We start from the raw sequence: 21022 nt of genomic DNA on the forward strand, positions 1-21022 counted from the left end.
GCGACAGGTGGTGAAACATTGGCATGGTTAAAGTTGACGCCAGTCCAGGTAGTGGTCGAGGTATGACAGCTATCGCATTGTGCGGTAGTTGAAATATGGGTCGCTGGTTTGGTCAAGGCGTTCTGTGCGACGTAAGCGCCGCTATGACAAGTAGAACAAGTACCAGCCATTCCCGCATGATTCATCTTCGGACTGGTCCAGGTACTAAAACCGCTGGTGTGACAACTGTCGCATTGGGCAGTGGTTGGAATATGGGTAGCCGATTTCCCCGCTGCGGTACTGCCGTTATGACAGCTCGCACAGCGTCCTGCGACAGGTGGTGAGACATTGGCATGATTAAAATTGACGCCAGTCCAAGTCGTGGTGGACGTGTGACAGCTATCGCATTGGGCGGTGGTTGTAATATGTTTAGCAGGTTTTGCCTGAGCATTTTGCGCGATAAAACTACCGCTATGACAGGTGCTACATTTACCATTAGTGTTCGCATGATTCATCGTCGATGGCGACCATGTAACGAAGCCAGTAGTGTGGCAGCTGTCGCACTGTGCCGTCGTTGGAATATGGGTATTCGATTTTGCTTGGGCATTGGCAAAATTAAATGATCCGTTGTGACAACTAGAACATTGTGCTGTAGTGCCTTGGTGATTCATTTGTGCCGGTTTGAAGCCAGAGAAATTGCTATGACAACTATCGCATTGTTTATTTGTTGGAATGTGGTTGCCGGGTTTGCCCAGCGCAGCAACGCTATTGTGACAGTCTGCGCACCGACCAAAGACCGATGGCGTGATCGCTAGGTGATCAGGCTTCACCGAAGTCGCCCACGAACTCTTCGAACTATGACAGGCATCGCATTGTGCTGAAGTAGAAATATGTGTCGCGGGCTTCGCTTGTGCATTTTGCGATACGAATCCACCGCCGTGACAGCTCGCACAATTGCCCGCCGCTGGTGGTCCACTCATTGCCGCATGCATGGCGGTGACTGTCACTGAAATTGGGGCAAATGGAACACTAGAAGAATGGCAGGCGTCACAGGAAGCGGTCGTCGGGATGTGCGAGACCGATTTTCCGGCTGCTTTCACACCATTATGACAACTCGCACATGAGCCTGGTGTCACACCTGCATGACTATAGCTGGCAGGTTGCCACGCGTTTGTCTTATGACAGGAATCACACGACGCTGTGGTTGAAATATGTGTGAGCGGTTTGCCAGGAGAAAAACTACCGTTGTGGCAACTGGCACAGCTTCCTTGCACTACGCCTTGATCGGCACGGTGTCGAAAAATGCTCGGTGACCAACTCGAATTGGCATGGCAGGTATCGCAAGCGGCGGCTGTCGGGATGTGGTTGCTCGGTTTGCCACTTGCCCTATCGCCAGAGCGATGACATGACGCACAATCACGCGGTGTTCCTCGGAATAAACCTTGGACATGGCAAGATTCACAGGCAGTTTTTCCATGCGCGCCTTCCAGAAAGAAGCCCGATAGTTTGTGGTTAAATTCAACTTTGACTTGCTGTGTCGTTTGAGCGAACGAATTGGATATGCATAGAAAAAATAGAACAAAAGCCATGCCATACACTATGTTTTTCCATAATGTATCTCGTACAAAACCATGAATCGTCGATCGACATTTCATAAAATTTTCTCGATGCAAAGACTGTTCGTGAGCGATCAACTACGATCCCAAAATTCATTTTTATAGAAATAAAATGCCCTACTATTTAATTTGAGTGTTTCATACCAAACTTAAGCCAAACTTAACAAGCGGATGATTTGCAACGTTTCTGTTGAACATGGGTAGGTGAACATCCTTAGGGCTTTGTAGGTCCGTTCATGCAGCGCTCAACGCTTAGCTTTTTTCCAATTGGTGCTGGTATGGCAGCGATCACATTGGGCACCAAAGCCACCATCGTGTGCATCGTCTTTGGCATGGCAACTGACACAGAGTTTGCCTGGCTTGGCAGGATTGGGCAGGGTTTCGCTATGACAGCCATAGCAGCTGACCTTTTGATGACCACCATCTAATTTGAATTTAGTTGTGTCGTGATCAAAATCCCAGGAACTCCACGTTCCCGTGTAGTGGCAAGATTCGCATTTCTCACCAAAGCGACGTTGATGTGGATTGTCTTTTTGATGGCAAGCCAGACATGTTTTCGGCGCATCATGAAATGCAGGTGTCAAATGACAATTCTTGCAATTGGTACGTGCATGACTTCCAGTCAAAGCGAATATCGATTTATTGTGGTCATACGGTGCGTCCTGCCAACGTTTTTCGTTATGACAGGTTTCGCATTTCTCACCTAATTGGTTTTTGTGTTGATCGTCCTTTTTGTGGCAAGACACACATGCTGCGGATAATTTGCTTGCTTGATATAGTTGACCCCGTTCCACTACATGACAAGCATCACATTTTGTCGCGAGATGCTTATCCTTCAAGATAAATTTGGTTTCGCGATTGTGATTAAAAGTCGATGCTTTCCAAGCCTTCTCGGTGTGGCAGCTTTCGCATTTGGACCCGTATCGGCCTTTGTGTCCTTTACTTTGATCATCTTTTCGATGACAGCTCACACAATCCTTTTCTAATTTTAGTTTCGCATTTTTCCCGCTCACTCCCCCGATGTGACAACTATCGCATTTAGCATCTTGGTGTTTGTCGCGTAACGGGAAATGGGTCGTATCGTGATCAAAGCTAGTGGTTTTCCAACCGCGCTCATTGTGGCAACTGTCGCATTTTTCTCCCAGTACGCCTTTATGTCCTTTGTCCTGATCATCTTTTTTATGACAATCGACACATTTGCTGGATAATTTTTGACGAAATACATTCCCTCTTTCGGGAGTGTGGCAACTATCACATTTGCTGTTCAGATGTTTGCCTTTGAGCGGATACTGGGTATCGATGTTGTGGTTAAACTTAATCGTTTTCCAGCCTTTGTCGCTATGGCATGAATCACATTTTGTGGAAAATCGACCTTTATGTCCCTTATCCTGATCATCTTGTTTGTGGCAGGAGTAGCAGTCTTTGGGCGCCGTATTATAGATGCGGTCGATATGACAACTCTGGCATTTCACCTCTTTGTGTTTGCCTCCTAGTAGTGAGAACTTAGTTTTTTCGTGATCAAATTTAGTCTCCTTCCATGTGGTCTCATTATGGCAATTCTCACATTGTTTGCCCAAGCTTCCGCGATGACCTTTGTCATGATCGATTTTCTGATGACAATCGTTGCACAGCATCGATGCTTCACGAAATTTTGCTTTGCCGATATGGCAGCTTTCACATTTTTGTATTTCTTTATGCTTACCCAATAGAGGGAAATCGGTTTTTTTATGATCGAAATGGGGCTTATCCAAGATAGTAATTTTAGTACCGCGTCCCTTGTGCTCAGTATGGCAAGACTTGCACTGGTTATCAATGATGCGGCCATGCATTCCAGTCTTGTTTTGGACATCGACAGCGATTGGCTTATGACAATCAAGGCATAACTTGGTCTGCGCATTCTTATCGAATTTCGCATGGCATTGACTGCATTCATTTTCATATTTGGCATGGGCGCGACTCAACTCGCCAGGCATTAATGCTTTTTCGATGATGTCTGCTTGTGCAAGCTTGGTCGTGCAGCTTAGCAATAGCAATAGGCTAATAAAGATGTACCGCGATAACATGAACAATTCCACTGAACAGCAGCAAATAAATAAATGGAATGTGAACGACATGCCACAGTGAAAAGAGCTTTTCCCATTGAGTAAATTGTGCTGTTTGAATGATCGCATGCAGGTAGTGATCGATCAGCTCATAGGTGATAACCAGCTGTTGGCGCAATTGGGTCAAAGTCCAATGCTGTTGTTTCGCTTTTAAGACTAAGGAAGACTTCACAATTTTCCTTAATCGTCGTGCAAGGCTTCTAGCTTCGTGCTCCAACATCAAGAATCGCCATGCACGTTGGATTTGATTTCCCTCGGTCGAAAAGGCTCTTTGATGAAATGCGTTCATGGCGTCTTTTAATTCTGGCCGCATCAGGAATACAGACTCGATATCTTCTTCGCTGGCTTCCAAGATTTTTTGCGTTTCGGCCAAGCTTAAGGCCTTGCCGTACAGACCTTTGTGAATGCGGCGATAAACAAATCGTCCGATCACTCCGCTCAACGCGACTAGCAACATGGAGTACAAAGCAACGCGTCCATTCATCGAGCCAATTCGGAATGTCGAATGAAATAGGATCAGTAGCGGCCCACCAATTCCGAGGATCATGTGCACCTTGAACCACTTTTCCATCCTTCCCAATTTGGACAGGAATCGGACACGTTTTCGCATTGGGTACAGCAGCAGGCTAAGCATCATGATGCCGCCAGTAAGGCCTAGGTTGTATCCTAAGTCTGAGCCAGGTTTGACTAAGTCATGAAACGCGATGCCCCACGAGATTGCCAGAATTCCGGAAAAAAATAGCGCCCATAATCCGCCACGTAACCATGAGCTGAGTTTGCCAGTAGACATGATGCTTGAACGAGGAGCGGTGGGGTTTTTCATGTCAAAAGTGGCGAGGGTAGGCAACGAAAAATGCGATATTTTACAAGTCCATTAGAGCAAATGAAGATTAAGGCTTCCTTAAGAACGTTCCTGTATACCAACAAATAATTTAATTTTATTGCAGTCGGCACTGGCTCAACTATTCTGCCTACAATGAAAATAGTTGCGATGAAATTGACGCTCACTTATCAAATCATTTTGAATGTACGCATCCTTATGCAAGATCTACTTTTCTATCTCTTTCCCGGTTTGCTCATCGTCGCTGCGATTGCCAATCATTTACGTTTGCATCGGCGAAGTTCTGCAAGACATGCGGAGGTTTTGAAGGAGACTATCGCCTCTGGCATGACAGAGCCGCCCTCGCTTCATCCGGTCATCGATACCTCGATTTGCATGGGATCGGGGGCTTGTGCCAATGCTTGTCCAGAAAGTGCTTTAGGTGTGATTAGTGGAAAAGGCTTACTAGTAAGTCCGACGCATTGTATCGGTCATGGCGCTTGTGCACCCGCATGCCCGGTCGGCGCCATCAAACTGGTTTTTGGCACCGCAAAACGTGGTATGGAAATTCCTAGTGTGACGCCGGAATTCGAAACCAATGTTCCGGGCATCTTTATTGCAGGCGAATTGGGCGGTATGGGTTTAATTCGTAACGCCATCAAACAAGGCACTCAGGCCATAGGAACCATTGCTGGTCGCCCACGCGGACTCGCCGATCTCGATGTTGTGATTGTCGGCGCAGGACCTGCAGGGATTTCTTCTTCCTTGGCTGCCAAGCAAAGTCACTTGCGATTTGTCACGATAGAACAAGAAGACTCTTTAGGCGGGACGACCTATCATTATCCTCGCAATAAATTGGTGATGACCGCACCCATGAATTTGCCGATTATTGGCGAGATTAAAGTGCAGGAAGTCAGTAAAGAACAATTGATGGAAATATGGAAACGCGTGTTGGAACAGGCACAGCTGGGTATTCACTTCAGTGAACGAATGGAAGAATTAAGCAAAGACGGAGACCTGTTTGTGATCCGAACGAATAAGGCGACTTATCGCGCTGCCAATGTGTTATTGGCGATCGGTCGGCGTGGCACGCCAAGGAAACTAGGCGCACCGGGTGAAGAATTATCAAAAGTCGTCTATCGTTTGATTGAAGCTGAGCAGTATAAGGCCCAGCATGTACTAGTTGTGGGCGGCGGTGATAGTGCGCTGGAAGCCGCTTTGGATATCGCAGGACAGGATCAGACCACAGTGACACTCTCTTACCGCGGCGACGCTTTTGGTCGTGTCAAACCGAAGAACCGCACACGTCTTGATATTGCGGTGGCAGAGGGGCGCTTACAAGTGATGCTGGGTTCGACGGTCGATGAGATTACTGCAGACGAAGTAGCGCTCAATTTTGCGGGAGACAATGTGAGATTGAAAAATGATGCAGTGATCATTTGCGCTGGCGGTGAATTGCCAACGCCTATGCTTAAAAAATTGGGAATTGAGGTTGAGGCGCATTACGGAACGTAGTCCGCGATTTTTCTGCAACGCGGACTAGGATTGAACAGCGTTATGGCCGTTGACTATTGATCGTGATTTTTATCCCTCGTGTACCAGGTGGCGTTGGTTCAGTGACACCTTCTAAATCGCCTTGCACCGGCATTGCGCTACCGCTTTTTGACACTCTGGCGCCGACCAAAACCATGGGGAAATCCGAGAGTTTGACATTAGGCATCATACTCATACTGTCGTCCAAAGCGAAGTTGAAGGGCAAATCCTTGACCTGTTTTTTTAAAACAGCGAGCGGGAATTTGGGACCATCTAAGGCTTTCGCAAAGATGAATACGGTGTCTGAGTCCGCTACCAGTTTGCGTAGAGCAGGATCAAGCGAAACGATGCCTTCAATACTCGATGTGCCTGCGCCAACTGCATCGCTCACCGACGACTGCGCTTCCGTTTTTTTGTCGGAAGGAACAAGTCCGTTGCTTAAGGTTTCTGCTTCTTGAATGTTAGCGATAGTGGATTGTTTCGTTTCGGGATCGGCAGAAACTAGAGGTAAGATCTGTTTCCAGTATGCCGCGGCATCGGTATATTTTTTCTGTGAAAAAGCTGCTGTTCCTGCTAAAGCTAAGGCTTTAATATTGCGCGGATCAATTTTCAATGCCCGTTGAATCAGTTTTTCAGGCTCTCCCTGCAAGTTGCGATTTTGTGACATCGCTAGCGTATCTGCATAGTCGGCCAACACCGCGGCATCTGGGGGAATTAGTGTAATCAGATGCGCATACGCGTCGGCAGCCTCAGAGTATTGCTTTACCGCGTGATATTGCTGCGCCAATTGATTCCATTTTTCTGCGTTATTCGTATTGGAAGCTAAGTCGCGTTTGAGTGCTTCTATCGATGCTTGTGAGCTTGAATTGGTGAGCTGTGCGTTTGTTGTTCCCGCGTTCTTGGTGTCACCTTGCACTGCAGTAGTAAGTTCTTCCATCGATATTTCGTCGATTGATCTAGGTGAACCAAGTAAGGCATACATGCCAAGCGATAGCACGATTAACCCTATAGCGGCGCCGATGCTGGAAGTGAGGCGGTGAGGTGATTCTTGCGCGGCCATCGCATGCTCATGTACATCTTCAAGAGTACGTTTTTCTAGATCTGCTTTGGCCTTTTGATACGCCGCTACATCGATGCTTCCCTCGTGTAGGTCAATATCCAGTTCATGTAGCTGGTCGCGCAGAACCGCTAAGTTTAAATCGGCAACGGAACTTCCTTCGCTCGTTTTCCTTGGCTTTCCTAGCAAGGTGGGTAGTAGAAAATAGAGCGCTGACGCGATCATACCGGTCAGGATTACATAGAACAGAAACATAATGTATTTCCTCTAAAAGTTTAATTGCGCAGCATTTTTTCCGCGCGTTCTGATTCATCTGCGCTCAGTAGGTCGCTTGTGTTCTGTGTTAAGTTCGCATCTTTTTGTACCTTTGCCAGACGTAAGTACAAAAAAAGAAATCCAGCGAATAAAAGAAGAAAGGGACCGAACCACAGCAAATAGGTGGTGTGTTTAACGGGCGGGCGATACAAGACGAAATCACCGTATCTCTCTACCATGTAGTTCAAGACTTCTTGGTCGCTGGCTCCAGCACTAATTTTTTCACGAACCTGATTCTTGAGATCAATCGCTAAACCAGAATGTGAATCGGCGATAGTTTGGTTTTGGCAAACCAGGCAACGCAATTCCTCCGTCAAATGACTGACACGTTTTTCGACGGCAGCTTCTGTTGCCGCGCTATTGTCCTGTGCGCTTGCCGCTGCATGGACGAATAACAAAATGAGCATAAGTAAATGTTTATGCATGATTTAATCTCTCCACGAGTGGGCGTAATTTTTTCTCCAATACTTCAGGAGTTAATGGCCCAATATGCTTCCATTGGATGACGCCTTTTTTGTCGATCAAAAAAGACTCTGGAACACCATAGACGCCGAAATCAATACCGAGACGACCATCGTAGTCAAACAGTGAGAACTGGTAAGGGTTACCAAATTGGTTCAACCATACTAAGGCTTCATCGCGGCCATCCTTGTAGTCGAGGCCAATGATAGGGAGTAATTTTGTTTTGGAAAATTCCATCAAGACAGGGTGCTCTTGGCGGCAAGATACGCACCAAGATGCCCATACGTTGAGCAACCAAACTTGACCGAGCATATCTTGTGATTTGATCTGTCGCGAAGCTTCGTGTAAAGAGCTTAGCTCGAAGTTTGGCGCTGCTTTGCCGATTAAGGGTGACGGCACTTCACGTGGATCTAAGCGCAGACCGATGCCGAGAAAAATAACTAAAATGCAGAATAGTCCGAGTGGAAGAATAAATCGTTTCATAACTGCACCTGTGACAATTTAGCTTCCGATGCTGATTCGGAAACCAACAACGCTTCGGGGACGCGTTTCTTAGATCGCAGGCGATATCGTTTGTCCGATGCCGCTAATAGTCCTCCGAGTGCGATGATCAGGCAACCGCCCCAAATCCATGCGACAAACGGCTTGTGTTGGACGCGCACCATCCAAGTATCGTTATCGATGGGTTCGCCTAAAGAAACATACAGGTCGCGGGTGAATCCGCGATTGATTGCGGCTTCTGTCATTGGCATCTGTTGCACCGTGTAGACGCGTTTTTCCGGACGCATAATGGCAATAGGTTTACCTTTATAGCTGGCTAAAAACCTCGCCTGAGTGGCGACAAAATTAGGACCATTGACTTCTTTGAGGTCAATAAATTTGAAGTCGTAGTTCCCTGCACTAGTCACTTCACCAACGCGCATTTTAACGTCGTTGGAGATCTCCAGGCCCTTCACTAGAGTGACCCCGATGACAAAGACGGCGATGCCAAGATGGGCGATGATCATGCCCCAATAAGAATTAGGTTGGCTAAGTATTCTTTTTTCCCATGGCGTATTAGCAGGCGCATGGCGTAATCTCTCGACCAGATGCACGAAAGTGATTAAGAAAATCCAGATCGCTAAAGTGACGCCTAACATTACCATTGGTGAGAATCGCATTAACAGCCAGAGCAAGCTTGCGATGAGTAAGACGCCTAAGCCATACCAACGCAGTTTGTTCCAAAGATCCTGTAAAGATGAATCCTTCCAGCGCACAAAAGGGCCTAGCGCCATCAAAAACAGAATCGGAAGCATCAAAGGGACAAATACAGCATCAAAATAGGGTGGCCCGACCGAGATTTTTCCCATACCAAGCGCATCAAGGAAAAGTGGATAAAGCGTGCCAAGCAGAACTGTGCCTGCAGCGACCAGCAGGAGTACATTATTTACCAACAACATGGTCTCGCGTGAGAACAAACTAAAGCGGCCGCCTAAGCCGACTTTTGGCGCACGCCACGCATATAAAGTCAGCGATCCACCAATCACGAGCGCCAGGAATACCAAGATAAAGCTACCCCGTCTTGGGTCGGTGGCGAACGCATGTACTGAAGTGAGCACGCCAGAACGAACCAAAAAAGTTCCTAGCAGGGATAAGGAGAAAGCAATGATCGCGAGCAAAACAGTCCAGTTCTTGAAGCTGCCGCGTTTCTCTGTCACTGCCAGGGAATGGATCAACGCCGTGCCGACTAACCAAGGCATAAATGACGCATTTTCAACGGCATCCCAAAACCACCAACCACCCCAGCCAAGCTCATAGTAGGCCCAAAAACTTCCCATGAAAATTCCAAGCGTCAAAAACATCCATGCAACGATGGTCCAAGGGCGTGACCATCTTGCCCACGCTGAATCGAGCTGACCGCCCATTAAGGCGGCGATGGCAAACGCAAAGGCAACGGAAAAGCCTACATAGCCCATGTATAACATTGGCGGATGGATGATCATGCCAAAATCTTGCAACAAAGGGTTCAAGTCGCGTCCATCGAGTGCCGCTGGAAATAAACGGTCAAATGGGTTCGAGGTAAATAACATAAACGATAGAAAACCAACGCTAATTAAACCCATCACCGCGATGACTCTAGAGACTGTCGATTCTGGTAGTTGTCGGCTAAAGCGCGATACGGCGATCGTCCATAGAACCAGCATTTCGCTCCACAAGAGCAATGAACCTTCATGTCCACCCCAAGTGCCCGCTACGCGATAATAAACGGGCAGTGTAGAGTTGGAATTAGAGGCAACATAGGTGACGGAGAAATCATTGCTAATAAAGGAAAATAGCAAACAGACGAACGCGATACTAACAAAGACGGCCTGACCTGCCGCTGCAGGTTTTGCTAAGGCAATCCAGTTCGCGTTTTGACGATAGCTGCCGATAATAGGGATGATGCTCTGCGCCAGCGCCAAACAGAGCGCCAACATTAAGGAGAAATTACCAATTTCTGGAATCATTTTGTATCCTTTTTACCTGCAATCGCATCAGGTTCTTTAAGCGTGTATTTTTGATTTGCCTCGTCCCCACGTTTTAAGGCGTAGGCTGCTTCAGGAGGCATGTAATTTTCATCATGTTTAGCTAAAACTTCGTCAGCAATCATGACCTGATCGGTGCCGAGCTTGCCTTGAACAACGACGCCTTTTCCTTGCTTAAAAAGATCAGGCAGGATTCCCTTGTATCGCACAGAAATTTTCTTGGCATTGTCGGTGACGACAAAATTGATGGTTTGTCCATCCGCTAATCGTTGCAAGCTATTAGCTTCCACCATACCGCCCATGCGAAAATTTTTACCCCTGGGGGCTTCGCCGGCTAAGACTTGGCTCGGCGTATAAAAGAACACCATGTTTTTTTTAAACGCAGACAGAATTAACCAGGCACCAATACCAAGCAGGATGAATGCAATTGCAATTAACGTAAATCGACGATGTCGAGCTTTCATGAGTTCCTCACTGTGTTGACCGTATCGCGCTGGTGTTTGCAACGCGCTAGTGCATCTTTTTTCTGCTTAGCTTGTTGCATATTGAGCGCTACTATTTCGAGTAATAGTGTGGCGATAACAATGGCGCTCGCGCTCCATACATAAATGGCATATCCACCCATTGCAAAAAAAGCTTCCCAACTTGTCCAAATCATTGCATCGTCTCCCAATGGGCTTTTACCCAATTCGATTGGCGTTCACGTTCTAGAATGATGTAACGTACCCTGAGCAAGGCCATCGCAATGGAATATGCCCAAAAGGCGAGTGCCATAATCAACATCCCGACCAGCATGGTTGCCGCCATCGAAGATCCATTCTTCATATTGATCGAGGATCCCTGATGCAAGGTATTCCACCATTGCACCGAAAAATAGATGACAGGGATATTGATGACGCCAACAATGAGCAAGACGGCGCCCGCTTTATCTGCACGGCGCGGATCGTCTATCGCTGATTGCAAGCCGATAAACCCAAAGTAAAGAAAAAGCAGAATCAATTCGGAAGTTAGTCTTGCATCCCAAACCCACCAAGTTCCCCAAGTTGGTTTGCCCCAAATCGATCCGGTGGCTAATGCGAGAAAAGTTAATATCGCGCCAGTGGGGGCGAGGGCACTGGCCATCATTGATGACAAGCGCGTGTTAAAGATCAGTCCAATCACCGCCCAAAAAGCCATCGCCAGATAAATCACCATCGACATCCAGGCCGCAGGCACGTGGAGGAAAATGATTCGATAGGCATCACCTTGTTGGAAGTCGGTAGGTGCAACAAAGAAACCAATATATAGTCCGATGAGCATCAGGATTGCGGCACAGGCAGTAAACCAAGGGATCATCTTTCCCGCGATGGGAAAGAAGTTCTGAGGAGATGCCAAGTTGAACCATGAGTTGAACCATGTTTGGCGCCGGACTCGCAAACTTTCTGATGTTTTACTACGCATTTTCTATCCCCCCTCGGTGATACTTTGATTCGCATTGCTTAAAACGGCGTCCTGCATCACTGTTAGCTTATTTTTCTTCTATTCAAAAACGATTTTCAAACTGAACGCGACGATAAAAGGCACGACAGCTAGTGCACAAAGTAGCAGCCCTGCCATCAGGAAAAAATATCCGCTGATATCGATGCCGCTAGCATGCATACTGACTGCGCCCGCCCCAAAAATGAGAATAGGGATGTAAAGTGGCAATATCAGTAACGCGACTAAGACCCCACTGCTACGTACTCCCAAAGTCAAAGCTGCGCCGATTGCACCGATTAAGCTCATGACTGGCGTGCCAAGTAATAGACTCGTGAAGAGCACAAAATTTGCATCAAACGATAATCCAAATTGAAAACCGATCAGTGGTGCAATAAAAACTAGTGGTAAGCCTGATAGCAACCAATATGCGATAATTTTTCCAGTGACGATGATCGCGAATGGGTGTGGTGATAAAACATATTGTTCGAGAACACCATCATTAAAATCAGAAACAAACAAACGATGTAAACTGAGAATGGACGACAGCAAGGCTGAGATCCAAACCACGCCTGGACCAATCAGATTTAAGGTGCTGCTTTCTGGGCCTACACCTAGCGGAAATAGACTGCTAACAACAATGAAAAATAATAAATTGACGATCACGTCTGAGCGTCGTCGATACGCTATTTTTAAATCGCGCTTGATGACACTCAGCAAAAAACTCAACATGTTGCACCGCTTTCCAGACTCAGAAATTGTGCACGGACCGGATCTAACTTCACTTCTTGGTGGGTGGTGTAAATCACGATGCCACCGCTTGCTAGAAAACGATTGACTAAGTGGCATAGCAAATTGATCGCTGCCGTATCTAGCGCAGCAAATGGTTCATCAAGCAGCCAAATTTTCTTTGATAGACTTAAATAAAGTCGAGTTAATGCAACGCGGCGACGCTGACCTTGAGACAATACGCGAATTGGCAAATTTGCTATATGAAGTAATCCCGATGCTTGGAGCGCATCAATCGCTTGCTGACGGCTGATATCAAGGCCAGAGCATTCGCACAATGTTAATAAATTTTCCCATGTTTGCAGTTCTTCGCTTAAACCATTGGCATGTCCAAGAAAAACCAAATGGTCGGAATACGTCTGATTTTCTGCATGAATATTTGCGTTATTCCAAAGCACTTGACCAGTGGCAGGTAGCATTAGCCCACATAAAGTTTTAAGAAGACTAGTTTTTCCAATACCATTCGGACCGATAACACGTACAGCATCACCACATTCGATATCGAGATTAACTTCATGAAAGAGGCTAGTTTCACCACGGACGCAGCTTAAATTGGAAATACGTAAAGTCATGATCGCGCCAATTCAATTCGAGGATATCAATTCATCTGGTGAAGAATTCTGGATATTTGTATGCACTCAATTTAGCCTCGAAACCTTAAGGAATACTTAAATTGCGAGCGCTCGAAATCATGTGTGTAAGACGACTTCGATCAACAATGCAAAATTTTGCATTATTTAACCTTTACACCAGAGCTTGCAAAGAACGACGCGGTAGAGTTGAGCGGGGGGCCATATTCACAGCGAAATTAGAACTATTTTTGTCAGCAAGAGTAGCCATATATTCATTTTTAAAATCAACGCTGGCCTTGAGATTCAGGATGTCAGCGGGAGATTGATCCACATCCTTAAGGATCTCTTAATTTTTGCCTTTTACAATTGAGTCATCAAAATAGGAGAATCGATTGCGCCTACTACTCGTTGAAGATGATCCGCAAGTTGGACGGTCAACTCAGTTGGGCTTAATACAAGCGGGATATGCAGTAGATTGGGTTAGGTCGGCGGAGCTGGCTTTTACTTCAGTCAAAATGCATAGCTACGAAAGTATTTTGTTGGACTTGGGATTGCCGCATGAGGATGGGATCAGTTTCCTGATCAGACTGCGTCGTTCGGGCTATCACGGCACCGTATTAATCGTCACAGCACGTGATCGTTTGGTGGATAAAGTCAAAGGTCTTGATATGGGGGCCGATGACTTTATTGTGAAGCCATTCGATCTCGATGAATTGACTGCACGAATCAGGTCTGCAAACAGACGCGTTGCCGGACGCTTACAAGAAAAAATTTCGCATCGAAATATTGAACTGGATTTGCCTTCGAGGTTAGTTAAACTTGATGGCCAAGTCGTCATTGTGACATCCAGAGAGTTCAATATTCTTCATCTGCTATTTGAACGGATCGGACAGATTCTTACTAGAGATCAACTGGAAGAAGCGCTATATAGCTGGGGCGATGAAATCGAAAGTAATACCATTCAAGTGCACATTCATCACTTGCGGAAAAAGTTGGGAAGAAATTTAATTCGGACAGTGCGTTCTATTGGATATGTGGTGGATAATGAAGATCCTCAATCATTTATCTATGAGCAGAAATGATGGAACATCCGGATATGCAAAAAGTACATGCCTGGTCACTACGCAAGGCACTACTCACAACGGTTCTGATTATTACCGCTTCTATTTGGGTATGTAGCGGCATCATTGTTCACTTTGAAGCGCAAAACGAGAGTCAAGAATTATTTGATCAGTCGCTGGCAGAAACAGCGACTTTATTGTTAACCCTTGCCAATCATGAAGTGGAAGAACGGCTAGCGATGTTGCATGACGAATCTGTCGAATCAGATATAGCATCGACAAATCAATACTTGTTATTTCAGGTGTGGAGTGAAAATAATAAGTTGATTTACAAAAACAAAGGCGCGCCGGACCAGGCATTTAGTCGCGATGGTGCTGAAGGCTTTCATTGGATTAAATTAAATGGTCAGACCTGGCGTACTTATGTGCTGTCAAATAAGAACCGGCATCTGCAAATTCAAGTAGGTGAGTCGATTGATCATCGGCAGGAAATAAGTTCTCGATTTACGTATAAATTGGTGATTTTTGCGATGCTTATTTTGCCATTGATGGGTGGTGTTATTTGGTGGTCGATTAACCGACTTTTTACTTCGTTGCAGCGTTATGCTGACGAGATGTCCAGACGTACACCGAATGACTTGCGTATGGTGTCATTAGTTGATGCACCTGCTGAACTACAGTCTTTGCTGGTCGCGATCAATCAACTGTTCGCGCGGGTTGGAAATGCGATGGAGCAAGAGCGCAGATTTTCCGCAAATGCCTCACATGAGTTACGTACACCTTTGACGGCAATTAAGACAAATTTGCAGGTCATCCAGCGCGCACGTAATCAAGTCGAACAAGATGAAGCAGTGGCTGGCTTAATTATCAGTGTGGATCGAACTACCCACATGCTTGAACAACTCTTGGCGTTGTCTCGGGCAGATCCTGATGCGGCTGAAGATCCTCAGATGAATACTGTGGATTTGCAAGTATTTGTGCGTAAACAAACGCGGGAATTGTTTGAGTCAGCAGCGCAATATCAAATGAAACTCGACCTTCGTTTAGAAACTGCAGTTTGCAAAGTTAACTTGGGGAGCCTAAGAATCGCATTCCGAAATATCCTCGATAATGCATTCCGATATGCCAAGAGTGGCGGCGAGCTTGTAATTTGTACAGGTGTGTCGTCGCAGGGGGCGTATTTGTCCATTATGGATAAAGGCCCTGGTATTGCTTTGGAGTTGCGTGAGAAGGTGTTAGAACGATTTTTTAGACTATCAGATTCCATTACTTCTGGAAGTGGACTGGGTTTGTCTATTGTGCAAAGTGTGGTGGCAAGTCAACACGGTAGATTGTCATTGGGTGAGGGAATAGATGGGCGAGGCCTGTCGGTCACCATCTATTTTGATGCGATTACTGATTGATTCTAAGACTTTCATTTCGAGGTGGAAAAATGTTATCGCAACTATTCATCTTGAACCGAAAATTTTTTTTAGGACGGCGATTCATCCTAAGTCTGTATTAACTAGCGCTTCAATTTGCGCCCATTCTTCCTCGGTAAATAGACGCGAACGTGTATGAAAGGCTTTGCCACTCGCTCCTTCTAGAGAAAAGGTGCCGCCGTGGCCGTCGATGACGTCGAGGATTAATTGTGTGTGCTTCCAATAATCGTATTGCAGCTTGCCGATGTAAAACGGTACCCCATCTAAATCACCTAATTTGACATCGTAAGTGCCTATGGTCAGATCTGTCGGCAAGTAACAGTTGGCGGCGCTATTGTCGCAACAACCGCCGGATTGATGAAACAGGATTTCGCCATGTTCGGTTTTGAGCTGCGCTATGAGTGCATAGGCTGCCGGGGTGGCAATGACACGGTCTACCATAATTCCTCGCACAAAATGGACAGTTGGTTGGAACAAGAGTAGCGTAATTCCCAGATGCCGCAGTAGGCAAATACGAACAGCGCTACTCTTCCTTAAAATTACATCAGAAGAAACCTAATTTGTTTTCACTATAGCTGACCAACAGATTTTTGGTTTGCTGATAATGATTCAACATCATCTTGTGATTTTCACGACCAATGCCAGATTCTTTGTAACCACCGAAAGCAGCATGCGCTGGGTAGGCATGGTAGCAGTTGGTCCAGACACGTCCAGCTTTGATTGCACGTCCCATACGGTAGGCAACGTTGCCATTACGGCTCCACACGCCAGCACCTAAACCATACAGCGTGTCATTCGCAATCGCGAGTGCCTCCGCTTCATCCTTAAAGGTTGTGACTGCTAATACCGGTCCAAAAATTTCTTCTTGGAAGATGCGCATTTTATTGTGACCTTTGAAGAGAGTCGGTTGTACGTAGTAGCCTCCTTCCAGATCGCCACCCAGATGCGCTTGCGCACCACCAGCCAACAGTTCGGCACCTTCCTCTTTACCCAAATCGAGATACGATAGAATCTTTGTCAATTGCTCTTTTGAAGCTTGAGCGCCCATCATGCTATCGGTGTCTAATGGGTTCGCATGTTTAATTGCCGCTACCCGTTTTAAGACACGTTCCATGAATTTGTCGTAAATGCTTTCTTGAATCAAAGCACGTGATGGGCAAGTGCAGACTTCACCTTGATTGAAAGCGAATAAGACTAGACCTTCGATCGCTTTGTCCAAGAAGGCATCATCGGCATCCATCACATCTGCGAAGAAAATATTCGGCGATTTTCCACCCAGTTCGAGTGTAGCAGGGATCAGATTGTTCGCCGCTGCCTGCGCAATCACGCGACCGGTAGAAGTCGAGCCGGTGAAAGCAATTTTGGCGATGCGTTTGCTACTTGCAAGCGGCATACCCGCTTCGCGACCATAGCCGTTGACGATATTTAAGACACCTGGCGGCAATAAATCTGCAATCAGTTCAGTCAAAATCAATAAGGAAATCGGTGTTGATTCTGCTGGTTTTAGGACCACGCAATTACCCGCTCCTAAGGCAGGAGCCAACTTCCATGCGGCCATCAGAATCGGGAAATTCCATGGAATGATTTGACCCACGACGCCCAGAGGTTCATGGTAATGATAGGCGACTGTTGTCTCGTCGAGTTCTGATAAGGAACCTTCTTGCGCCCGTACACAGCCTGCAAAATAGCGGAAGTGATCGACTGTTAAGGGGATGTCGGCATTCAGGGTTTCGCGTATCGCCTTGCCATTGTCGACGGATTCCGCATAGGCTAAAAGTTCCAAATTGGCTTCTATCTTGTCCGCGATTTTATTGAGGATATTCGCGCGTTCTGTCGGTGATGTTTTGCCCCAGGCATCGGCCGCTGCATGGGCAGCATCAAGTGCGAGTTCGATATCTTCTGCACTAGAGCGCGCCGCTTGCGTGTAGACCTTGCCGCTGATAGGCGTGATCACGTCAAAGTAGTTGCCTTTGACCGGCGCTGTCCATTTGCCGCCAATGAAATTGTCGTAACGAGATTTGTATTGAATGATGGCGCCTGCGGCACCTGGTGCTTGGTAGATCAAGATCGTCTCCTGTTGTTGATTTAAGTTGAATCCCAACTGTGTCAAATCACAGGTATGAAACATGATTTGCTAGTTGTTGCATTCCTTGTTTGCAATTGCCGTGCCAAGTGAATAGGGTTGTCGGCTGCTGATTGTGTGACCTTGTATGTCTCTTTATATGTTGCGTTGTTTGCTGCAATGCAACCTCCTATGTGAATGGAAAAAGCGTGACAATATTTCACGCTTTTTTTATCGTAGCTTTGATCTAGCTTCGCGCTTCGTCACGCGTATTCCTGCTAAGATGCGTGGGAGTTGTTCACGTGTTCAAGTCTCAAAAAGTGACAGGTGTAACATTTTGAGACAGTGACAGTTTGTCGCCTATATGTTTTTTAAGATGTCGTATCAGACTCGATTTCGAAACACACATAGAGCAGATGTCAAAGAACTTCTGCCACATTGCCCCAGGAGATATTTTCATGCGTCCACACGCGATTCTCACAGCGCCTCATTTGAAGCAGGCACGTTTGCAATTTGTCGAGCGTGGCATTCGTCCAGATACCGGTATCGATTTGCGCGTCGCACAATCTTGGCAGCGCAGTATGTCCGCGGGTTTGTCGCCGCTTGGCGGTGTTGACTGTGCGGATAATCTGAGCGTACCCAATTTAGATTCTGCACGTGAATTCAATCACGAGCTGATCAGTCATTCTGAGCCCGTGATTGAATACCTGTTTGAGCAGTTGCGGCACAGTCATAGCATGGTGATACTCGCTGACGCGCAGGGTGTGTTGATGCATACGCTGGGGGATTTGGATTTTTTGAGCAAAGCTGATCGTGTGGCTCTGAAATGCGGCGCCAGTTGGGCTGAGAATCAACGCGGCACGAATGCGATTGGTACAGCGTTAGCGGAAGTGAGTGAAATTGAAATCAACGGTGCTGAACATTTTTTGGAGCCGAATGAATTTTTGACCTGTGCCGCTGCCCCTATTTTGTCGGCGCAAGGGCAATTGATGGGGATACTCGATATTTCGGGTGATCATCGCAGCCATCATCCGCATACACTGGGTCTGGTGACGACTGCGGCACAAATGATAGAGAACAGCATGGTCCTGAGTGCCTGCCAACATCAGATTCTGGTGCAGCTTCATCCGCGTGCAGAGGGAATAGGTTCAGTCGCCCAAGGCGTTTTAGCATTCTCGGAAGATGGTTGTCTGGTAGGTGCTAACCGGCGTGGGTTGGCCTTGCTGAAATTGCGTTTTACCGATGTTGCCAGCATTTCTTGGGCACATTTATTTGAACAGAATTTTGAAGCGCTATTGACCAATCAATTGCGTTTAGCGGGGCAGTCTGAACCCGTACTATGCCGCGATGGCTCTCGTTTATTCATACAAATGCACAGCCAGAGCCGGGTCCGGCATGGCATGACCTTGCGAGCGAGCAGCGTTCGAGCCGCGCATTCCGTTGACACGTCAATGCAGACGCGGACGCAAGATGTAGACAGTCGCTGGCAAACGGCGCTTGAGAAAGCGAACAAGGTGATCGATAAACGTATTCCTTTATTAGTCACCGGTGAATCTGGGGTTGGTAAAGAGGTGTTTGCGCAAACTGTACACAGAAACTCTGCACGTCGCGATCAGCGTTTTGTAGCAGTTAATTGTGCTGCGATCCCAGAGCACTTGATTGAGGCCGAATTGTTTGGCTATGTCGCCGGTGCATTTACCGGTGCCTCACGCCAGGGCGCAGCAGGACGTTTGCGCGAAGCCGATGGTGGTACTTTATTTCTGGATGAAATTGGTGATATGCCCTTGAGTTTGCAGACCAGATTGTTGCGTGTACTGCAGGAACGCCAAGTAACCCCACTGGGCAGTAGCCATGCGATTGCGGTGGACTTCAATTTGATTTGTGCGACTCATCAAAACCTCAAACACAACATTGAGCAGAGGCGTTTCCGCGAGGATTTATTTTATCGAATTAATGGTTTGAGTCTGAGTTTGCCCGCGCTGCGAGAGAGATCAGATTTTGCCGCGTTGTGTGCAAGTATTTTGCAAGATCTTGCTGCGCCAGAGGTCAGCATACAGTCCGACTTGTTGAAGGCATTGCAGAGCTATGCTTGGCCTGGTAACTTGCGTCAGCTCAGCCATGTATTGAGGACTGCAGTTGCCTTAATCGACAACGAGCGGATGAGTATCAACTGGGAGCATCTTGGGGACGAGTTGGTCTGTGACTTGCGGAACGATGGCGTTGTTGGGGATACCAAACAGGACGCAGCTGCACGACTACCGAAGTACTTTTCCGTGCCCGAATCGCAGAAACGAGAGTCACAAAATCTGGATCAAGCAAAAATGCCAGTACAGAATTTGCAGGAAAATACGCATCAACTAATACAGCAAGCTTTGGCGCAGGCGAATGGTAATGTATCAGCGGCAGCCCGTAGTCTGGGAATTAGCCGACAGACTTTGTATCGTAAATTGCAGGAGCAGTAGCGGTGGCCGTAAGTTGCGCTAGCAGCGAATTTGCTTCTTCATTCGGCTGCAAATGGGCTTGGAAATTCCATCGCTAATCTTTGCAACTAGCAGCAGCTCATCAACAAAGACGCCAGATGAACTTGCTGATCTGGCGTCACTTGTCTACGTTTCATTACATCTGATCCGGCATGCGGAATTTTTCTCTGCGGTCACCCATTAAATTGCGAATCTCACGAATGCTCAGTCCAGATTCTTCATGCATACGAATCAATAATGAAGGACCGACTGGCAAAATCTTATGACGGATTTTACTAATCACTGGTGGTGCGACTTCCAATGCACGTGACAGTGCAGCATCGTTTTTAATGCCCAGAGTTTTGATCAATGTATCGAGTAAATTGTTCGGATCGTATTGAAACTCTTCGGAATGAGGGATATCGAGGATGTTAGCCATGGAATATGATGAATCCTATTTAAATGGTTTAAACAAAAAACTTTGACTTCTGATTAGATTTTATTAGTTGAATTTATGCTTGTATATTGCACTTTAGGGCAATAAGCTTGGGCGCCCTGAAGAGCTGCTGGTGTGTCTGCGACTTGTTCTACGTCTCGTTGTATTGTTTGCTGTATTAGGTGCTGTATTAAGTACCGAACTGTTTGCTGAACTACTTGTTGAACAACGGGTGATTTTGCTTACTTCAATGTATTCAAGTAACGTCAATAATGCAAGGTAAATTATTATCTCATTTGTGTAAGTTGCCGAGCTCCTACGCAGCGTCTTCTTGTCGGCAATGAGCGGCTGTCGAGCGACTTCGATTTATGTGAGCTCT

19 protein-coding genes are annotated in these 21022 nt (G+C 46.6%); 4 read left to right on the plus strand and 15 right to left on the minus strand.

The genetic code is table 11. The features are described 5' to 3' along the window. The 3 genes from ACO0KW_RS13300 to ACO0KW_RS13310 all read right to left on the minus strand — a co-directional run. The coding region (locus ACO0KW_RS13300) for a cytochrome c3 family protein (protein ID WP_423053646.1) at positions 1–1634 on the minus strand (1634 nt) is incomplete at its 3' end. A gap of 206 nt (positions 1635–1840) precedes the next feature. After that, complete coding sequence (locus ACO0KW_RS13305) at positions 1841–3658, minus strand: cytochrome c3 family protein (RefSeq protein WP_423053648.1); 1818 nt, start codon at positions 3656–3658, stop codon at positions 1841–1843. Then, entirely contained in the window at positions 3633–4520 is an 888-nt protein-coding gene (locus ACO0KW_RS13310) for a hypothetical protein (protein WP_423053649.1), read from the minus strand. The genes ACO0KW_RS13305 and ACO0KW_RS13310 overlap by 26 nt, the downstream gene beginning before the upstream one ends. Before the next feature lie 168 nt (positions 4521–4688). Between ACO0KW_RS13310 and ACO0KW_RS13315 the strand changes: the two genes are divergently transcribed. Next, positions 4689–6032 (plus strand): NAD(P)-binding domain-containing protein, encoded by a 1344-nt coding sequence (locus tag ACO0KW_RS13315; protein ID WP_423053650.1) that lies wholly within the window; start codon positions 4689–4691, stop codon positions 6030–6032. A 40-nt stretch (positions 6033–6072) separates the two neighbouring features. Here ACO0KW_RS13315 and ccmI read toward each other — a convergent pair whose 3' ends face one another. From ccmI to ccmA, 9 genes are all read right to left on the minus strand, one after another. Further along, complete coding sequence (gene ccmI / locus ACO0KW_RS13320; RefSeq protein WP_423053651.1) at positions 6073–7362, minus strand: c-type cytochrome biogenesis protein CcmI; 1290 nt, start codon at positions 7360–7362, stop codon at positions 6073–6075. Between the two features lie 20 nt (positions 7363–7382). Then, positions 7383–7847, minus strand: a complete 465-nt coding sequence (locus ACO0KW_RS13325) for a cytochrome c-type biogenesis protein (protein WP_423053652.1) — start codon at positions 7845–7847, stop codon at positions 7383–7385. Beyond that, positions 7840–8367, minus strand: coding sequence for a DsbE family thiol:disulfide interchange protein (locus ACO0KW_RS13330; protein WP_423053653.1), 528 nt, complete (start codon positions 8365–8367; stop codon positions 7840–7842). The genes ACO0KW_RS13325 and ACO0KW_RS13330 overlap by 8 nt, the downstream gene beginning before the upstream one ends. Further along, the gene (locus tag ACO0KW_RS13335; RefSeq protein WP_423053655.1) at positions 8364–10370 is read right to left on the minus strand and encodes a heme lyase CcmF/NrfE family subunit; all 2007 of its coding nucleotides are present in this window, start codon (positions 10368–10370) and stop codon (positions 8364–8366) included. The genes ACO0KW_RS13330 and ACO0KW_RS13335 overlap by 4 nt, the downstream gene beginning before the upstream one ends. Then, positions 10367–10852: a cytochrome c maturation protein CcmE gene (gene ccmE, locus ACO0KW_RS13340; protein ID WP_423053657.1), complete on the minus strand. Its 486-nt coding sequence runs from the start codon at positions 10850–10852 to the stop codon at positions 10367–10369. Before ccmE ends, ACO0KW_RS13335 begins: the two co-directional genes overlap by 4 nt. Then, positions 10849–11046: a heme exporter protein CcmD gene (gene ccmD / locus ACO0KW_RS13345; protein WP_423053659.1), complete on the minus strand. Its 198-nt coding sequence runs from the start codon at positions 11044–11046 to the stop codon at positions 10849–10851. The genes ccmE and ccmD overlap by 4 nt, the downstream gene beginning before the upstream one ends. Beyond that, the gene (locus ACO0KW_RS13350) at positions 11043–11828 is read right to left on the minus strand and encodes a heme ABC transporter permease (RefSeq protein WP_423053660.1); all 786 of its coding nucleotides are present in this window, start codon (positions 11826–11828) and stop codon (positions 11043–11045) included. The genes ccmD and ACO0KW_RS13350 overlap by 4 nt, the downstream gene beginning before the upstream one ends. A 78-nt stretch (positions 11829–11906) precedes the next feature. Beyond that, positions 11907–12575: a heme exporter protein CcmB gene (ccmB, locus tag ACO0KW_RS13355; RefSeq protein WP_423053661.1), complete on the minus strand. Its 669-nt coding sequence runs from the start codon at positions 12573–12575 to the stop codon at positions 11907–11909. Next, positions 12569–13204 carry a cytochrome c biogenesis heme-transporting ATPase CcmA gene (gene ccmA, locus ACO0KW_RS13360; RefSeq protein ID WP_423053663.1) on the minus strand — a complete coding sequence of 212 codons (636 nt, stop codon included), beginning with the start codon at positions 13202–13204 and terminating at the stop codon, positions 12569–12571. Before ccmA ends, ccmB begins: the two co-directional genes overlap by 7 nt. A 392-nt stretch (positions 13205–13596) precedes the next feature. On the opposite strand from ccmA, the gene ACO0KW_RS13365 reads away from it, so the two are divergent. Beyond that, positions 13597–14286: a response regulator gene (locus tag ACO0KW_RS13365; RefSeq protein WP_423053665.1), complete on the plus strand. Its 690-nt coding sequence runs from the start codon at positions 13597–13599 to the stop codon at positions 14284–14286. After that, complete coding sequence (locus tag ACO0KW_RS13370; protein ID WP_423053667.1) at positions 14283–15668, plus strand: ATP-binding protein; 1386 nt, start codon at positions 14283–14285, stop codon at positions 15666–15668. The genes ACO0KW_RS13365 and ACO0KW_RS13370 overlap by 4 nt, the downstream gene beginning before the upstream one ends. Before the next feature lie 81 nt (positions 15669–15749). Here the strand turns inward: ACO0KW_RS13370 and ACO0KW_RS13375 are convergent, their stop codons facing one another. Together ACO0KW_RS13375 and ACO0KW_RS13380 are read right to left on the minus strand one after the other, a co-directional pair. Next, positions 15750–16127 (minus strand): DUF779 domain-containing protein, encoded by a 378-nt coding sequence (locus ACO0KW_RS13375; protein ID WP_423053668.1) that lies wholly within the window; start codon positions 16125–16127, stop codon positions 15750–15752. A gap of 103 nt (positions 16128–16230) precedes the next feature. Continuing rightward, positions 16231–17751: an aldehyde dehydrogenase family protein gene (locus ACO0KW_RS13380; RefSeq protein ID WP_423054667.1), complete on the minus strand. Its 1521-nt coding sequence runs from the start codon at positions 17749–17751 to the stop codon at positions 16231–16233. Between the two features lie 455 nt (positions 17752–18206). Here ACO0KW_RS13380 and ACO0KW_RS13385 point away from each other — a divergent pair, with 455 nt between their 5' ends. Then, positions 18207–20210 (plus strand): sigma-54-dependent Fis family transcriptional regulator, encoded by a 2004-nt coding sequence (locus ACO0KW_RS13385; RefSeq protein ID WP_423053670.1) that lies wholly within the window; start codon positions 18207–18209, stop codon positions 20208–20210. Between the two features lie 154 nt (positions 20211–20364). Here the strand turns inward: ACO0KW_RS13385 and ACO0KW_RS13390 are convergent, their stop codons facing one another. Next, a complete protein-coding gene (locus ACO0KW_RS13390; RefSeq protein WP_423053671.1) occupies positions 20365–20646 on the minus strand; it encodes a hypothetical protein in 282 nt (93 codons plus the stop codon). Between the last annotated feature and the right edge of the window lie 376 nt (positions 20647–21022).

The sequence above is a fragment of the Undibacterium sp. Ji22W genome, from assembly GCF_049340305.1.
Taxonomy (GTDB): Bacteria; Pseudomonadota; Gammaproteobacteria; order Burkholderiales; family Burkholderiaceae_D; genus Undibacterium.

What these genes read in the sequence shown, in the direction of transcription:
- ccmB (WP_423053661.1), bottom strand. Translation starts at nt 12,575, where the DNA reads ATGTTGAGTTTTTTGCTGAGTGTCATCAAGCGCGATTTAAAAATAGCG.
- ccmD (WP_423053659.1), bottom strand. Translation starts at nt 11,046, where the DNA reads ATGATTTGGACAAGTTGGGAAGCTTTTTTTGCAATGGGTGGATATGCC.
- ACO0KW_RS13375 (WP_423053668.1), bottom strand. Translation starts at nt 16,127, where the DNA reads ATGGTAGACCGTGTCATTGCCACCCCGGCAGCCTATGCACTCATAGCG.
- ACO0KW_RS13310 (WP_423053649.1), bottom strand. Translation starts at nt 4,520, where the DNA reads ATGAAAAACCCCACCGCTCCTCGTTCAAGCATCATGTCTACTGGCAAA.
- ACO0KW_RS13315 (WP_423053650.1), top strand. Translation starts at nt 4,689, where the DNA reads ATGAAATTGACGCTCACTTATCAAATCATTTTGAATGTACGCATCCTT.
- ccmA (WP_423053663.1), bottom strand. Translation starts at nt 13,204, where the DNA reads ATGACTTTACGTATTTCCAATTTAAGCTGCGTCCGTGGTGAAACTAGC.
- ACO0KW_RS13350 (WP_423053660.1), bottom strand. Translation starts at nt 11,828, where the DNA reads ATGCGTAGTAAAACATCAGAAAGTTTGCGAGTCCGGCGCCAAACATGG.
- ccmI (WP_423053651.1), bottom strand. Translation starts at nt 7,362, where the DNA reads ATGTTTCTGTTCTATGTAATCCTGACCGGTATGATCGCGTCAGCGCTC.
- ccmE (WP_423053657.1), bottom strand. Translation starts at nt 10,852, where the DNA reads ATGAAAGCTCGACATCGTCGATTTACGTTAATTGCAATTGCATTCATC.
- ACO0KW_RS13330 (WP_423053653.1), bottom strand. Translation starts at nt 8,367, where the DNA reads ATGAAACGATTTATTCTTCCACTCGGACTATTCTGCATTTTAGTTATT.
- ACO0KW_RS13390 (WP_423053671.1), bottom strand. Translation starts at nt 20,646, where the DNA reads ATGGCTAACATCCTCGATATCCCTCATTCCGAAGAGTTTCAATACGAT.
- ACO0KW_RS13325 (WP_423053652.1), bottom strand. Translation starts at nt 7,847, where the DNA reads ATGCATAAACATTTACTTATGCTCATTTTGTTATTCGTCCATGCAGCG.
- ACO0KW_RS13370 (WP_423053667.1), top strand. Translation starts at nt 14,283, where the DNA reads ATGATGGAACATCCGGATATGCAAAAAGTACATGCCTGGTCACTACGC.
- ACO0KW_RS13385 (WP_423053670.1), top strand. Translation starts at nt 18,207, where the DNA reads ATGCGTCCACACGCGATTCTCACAGCGCCTCATTTGAAGCAGGCACGT.
- ACO0KW_RS13335 (WP_423053655.1), bottom strand. Translation starts at nt 10,370, where the DNA reads ATGATTCCAGAAATTGGTAATTTCTCCTTAATGTTGGCGCTCTGTTTG.
- ACO0KW_RS13305 (WP_423053648.1), bottom strand. Translation starts at nt 3,658, where the DNA reads ATGTTATCGCGGTACATCTTTATTAGCCTATTGCTATTGCTAAGCTGC.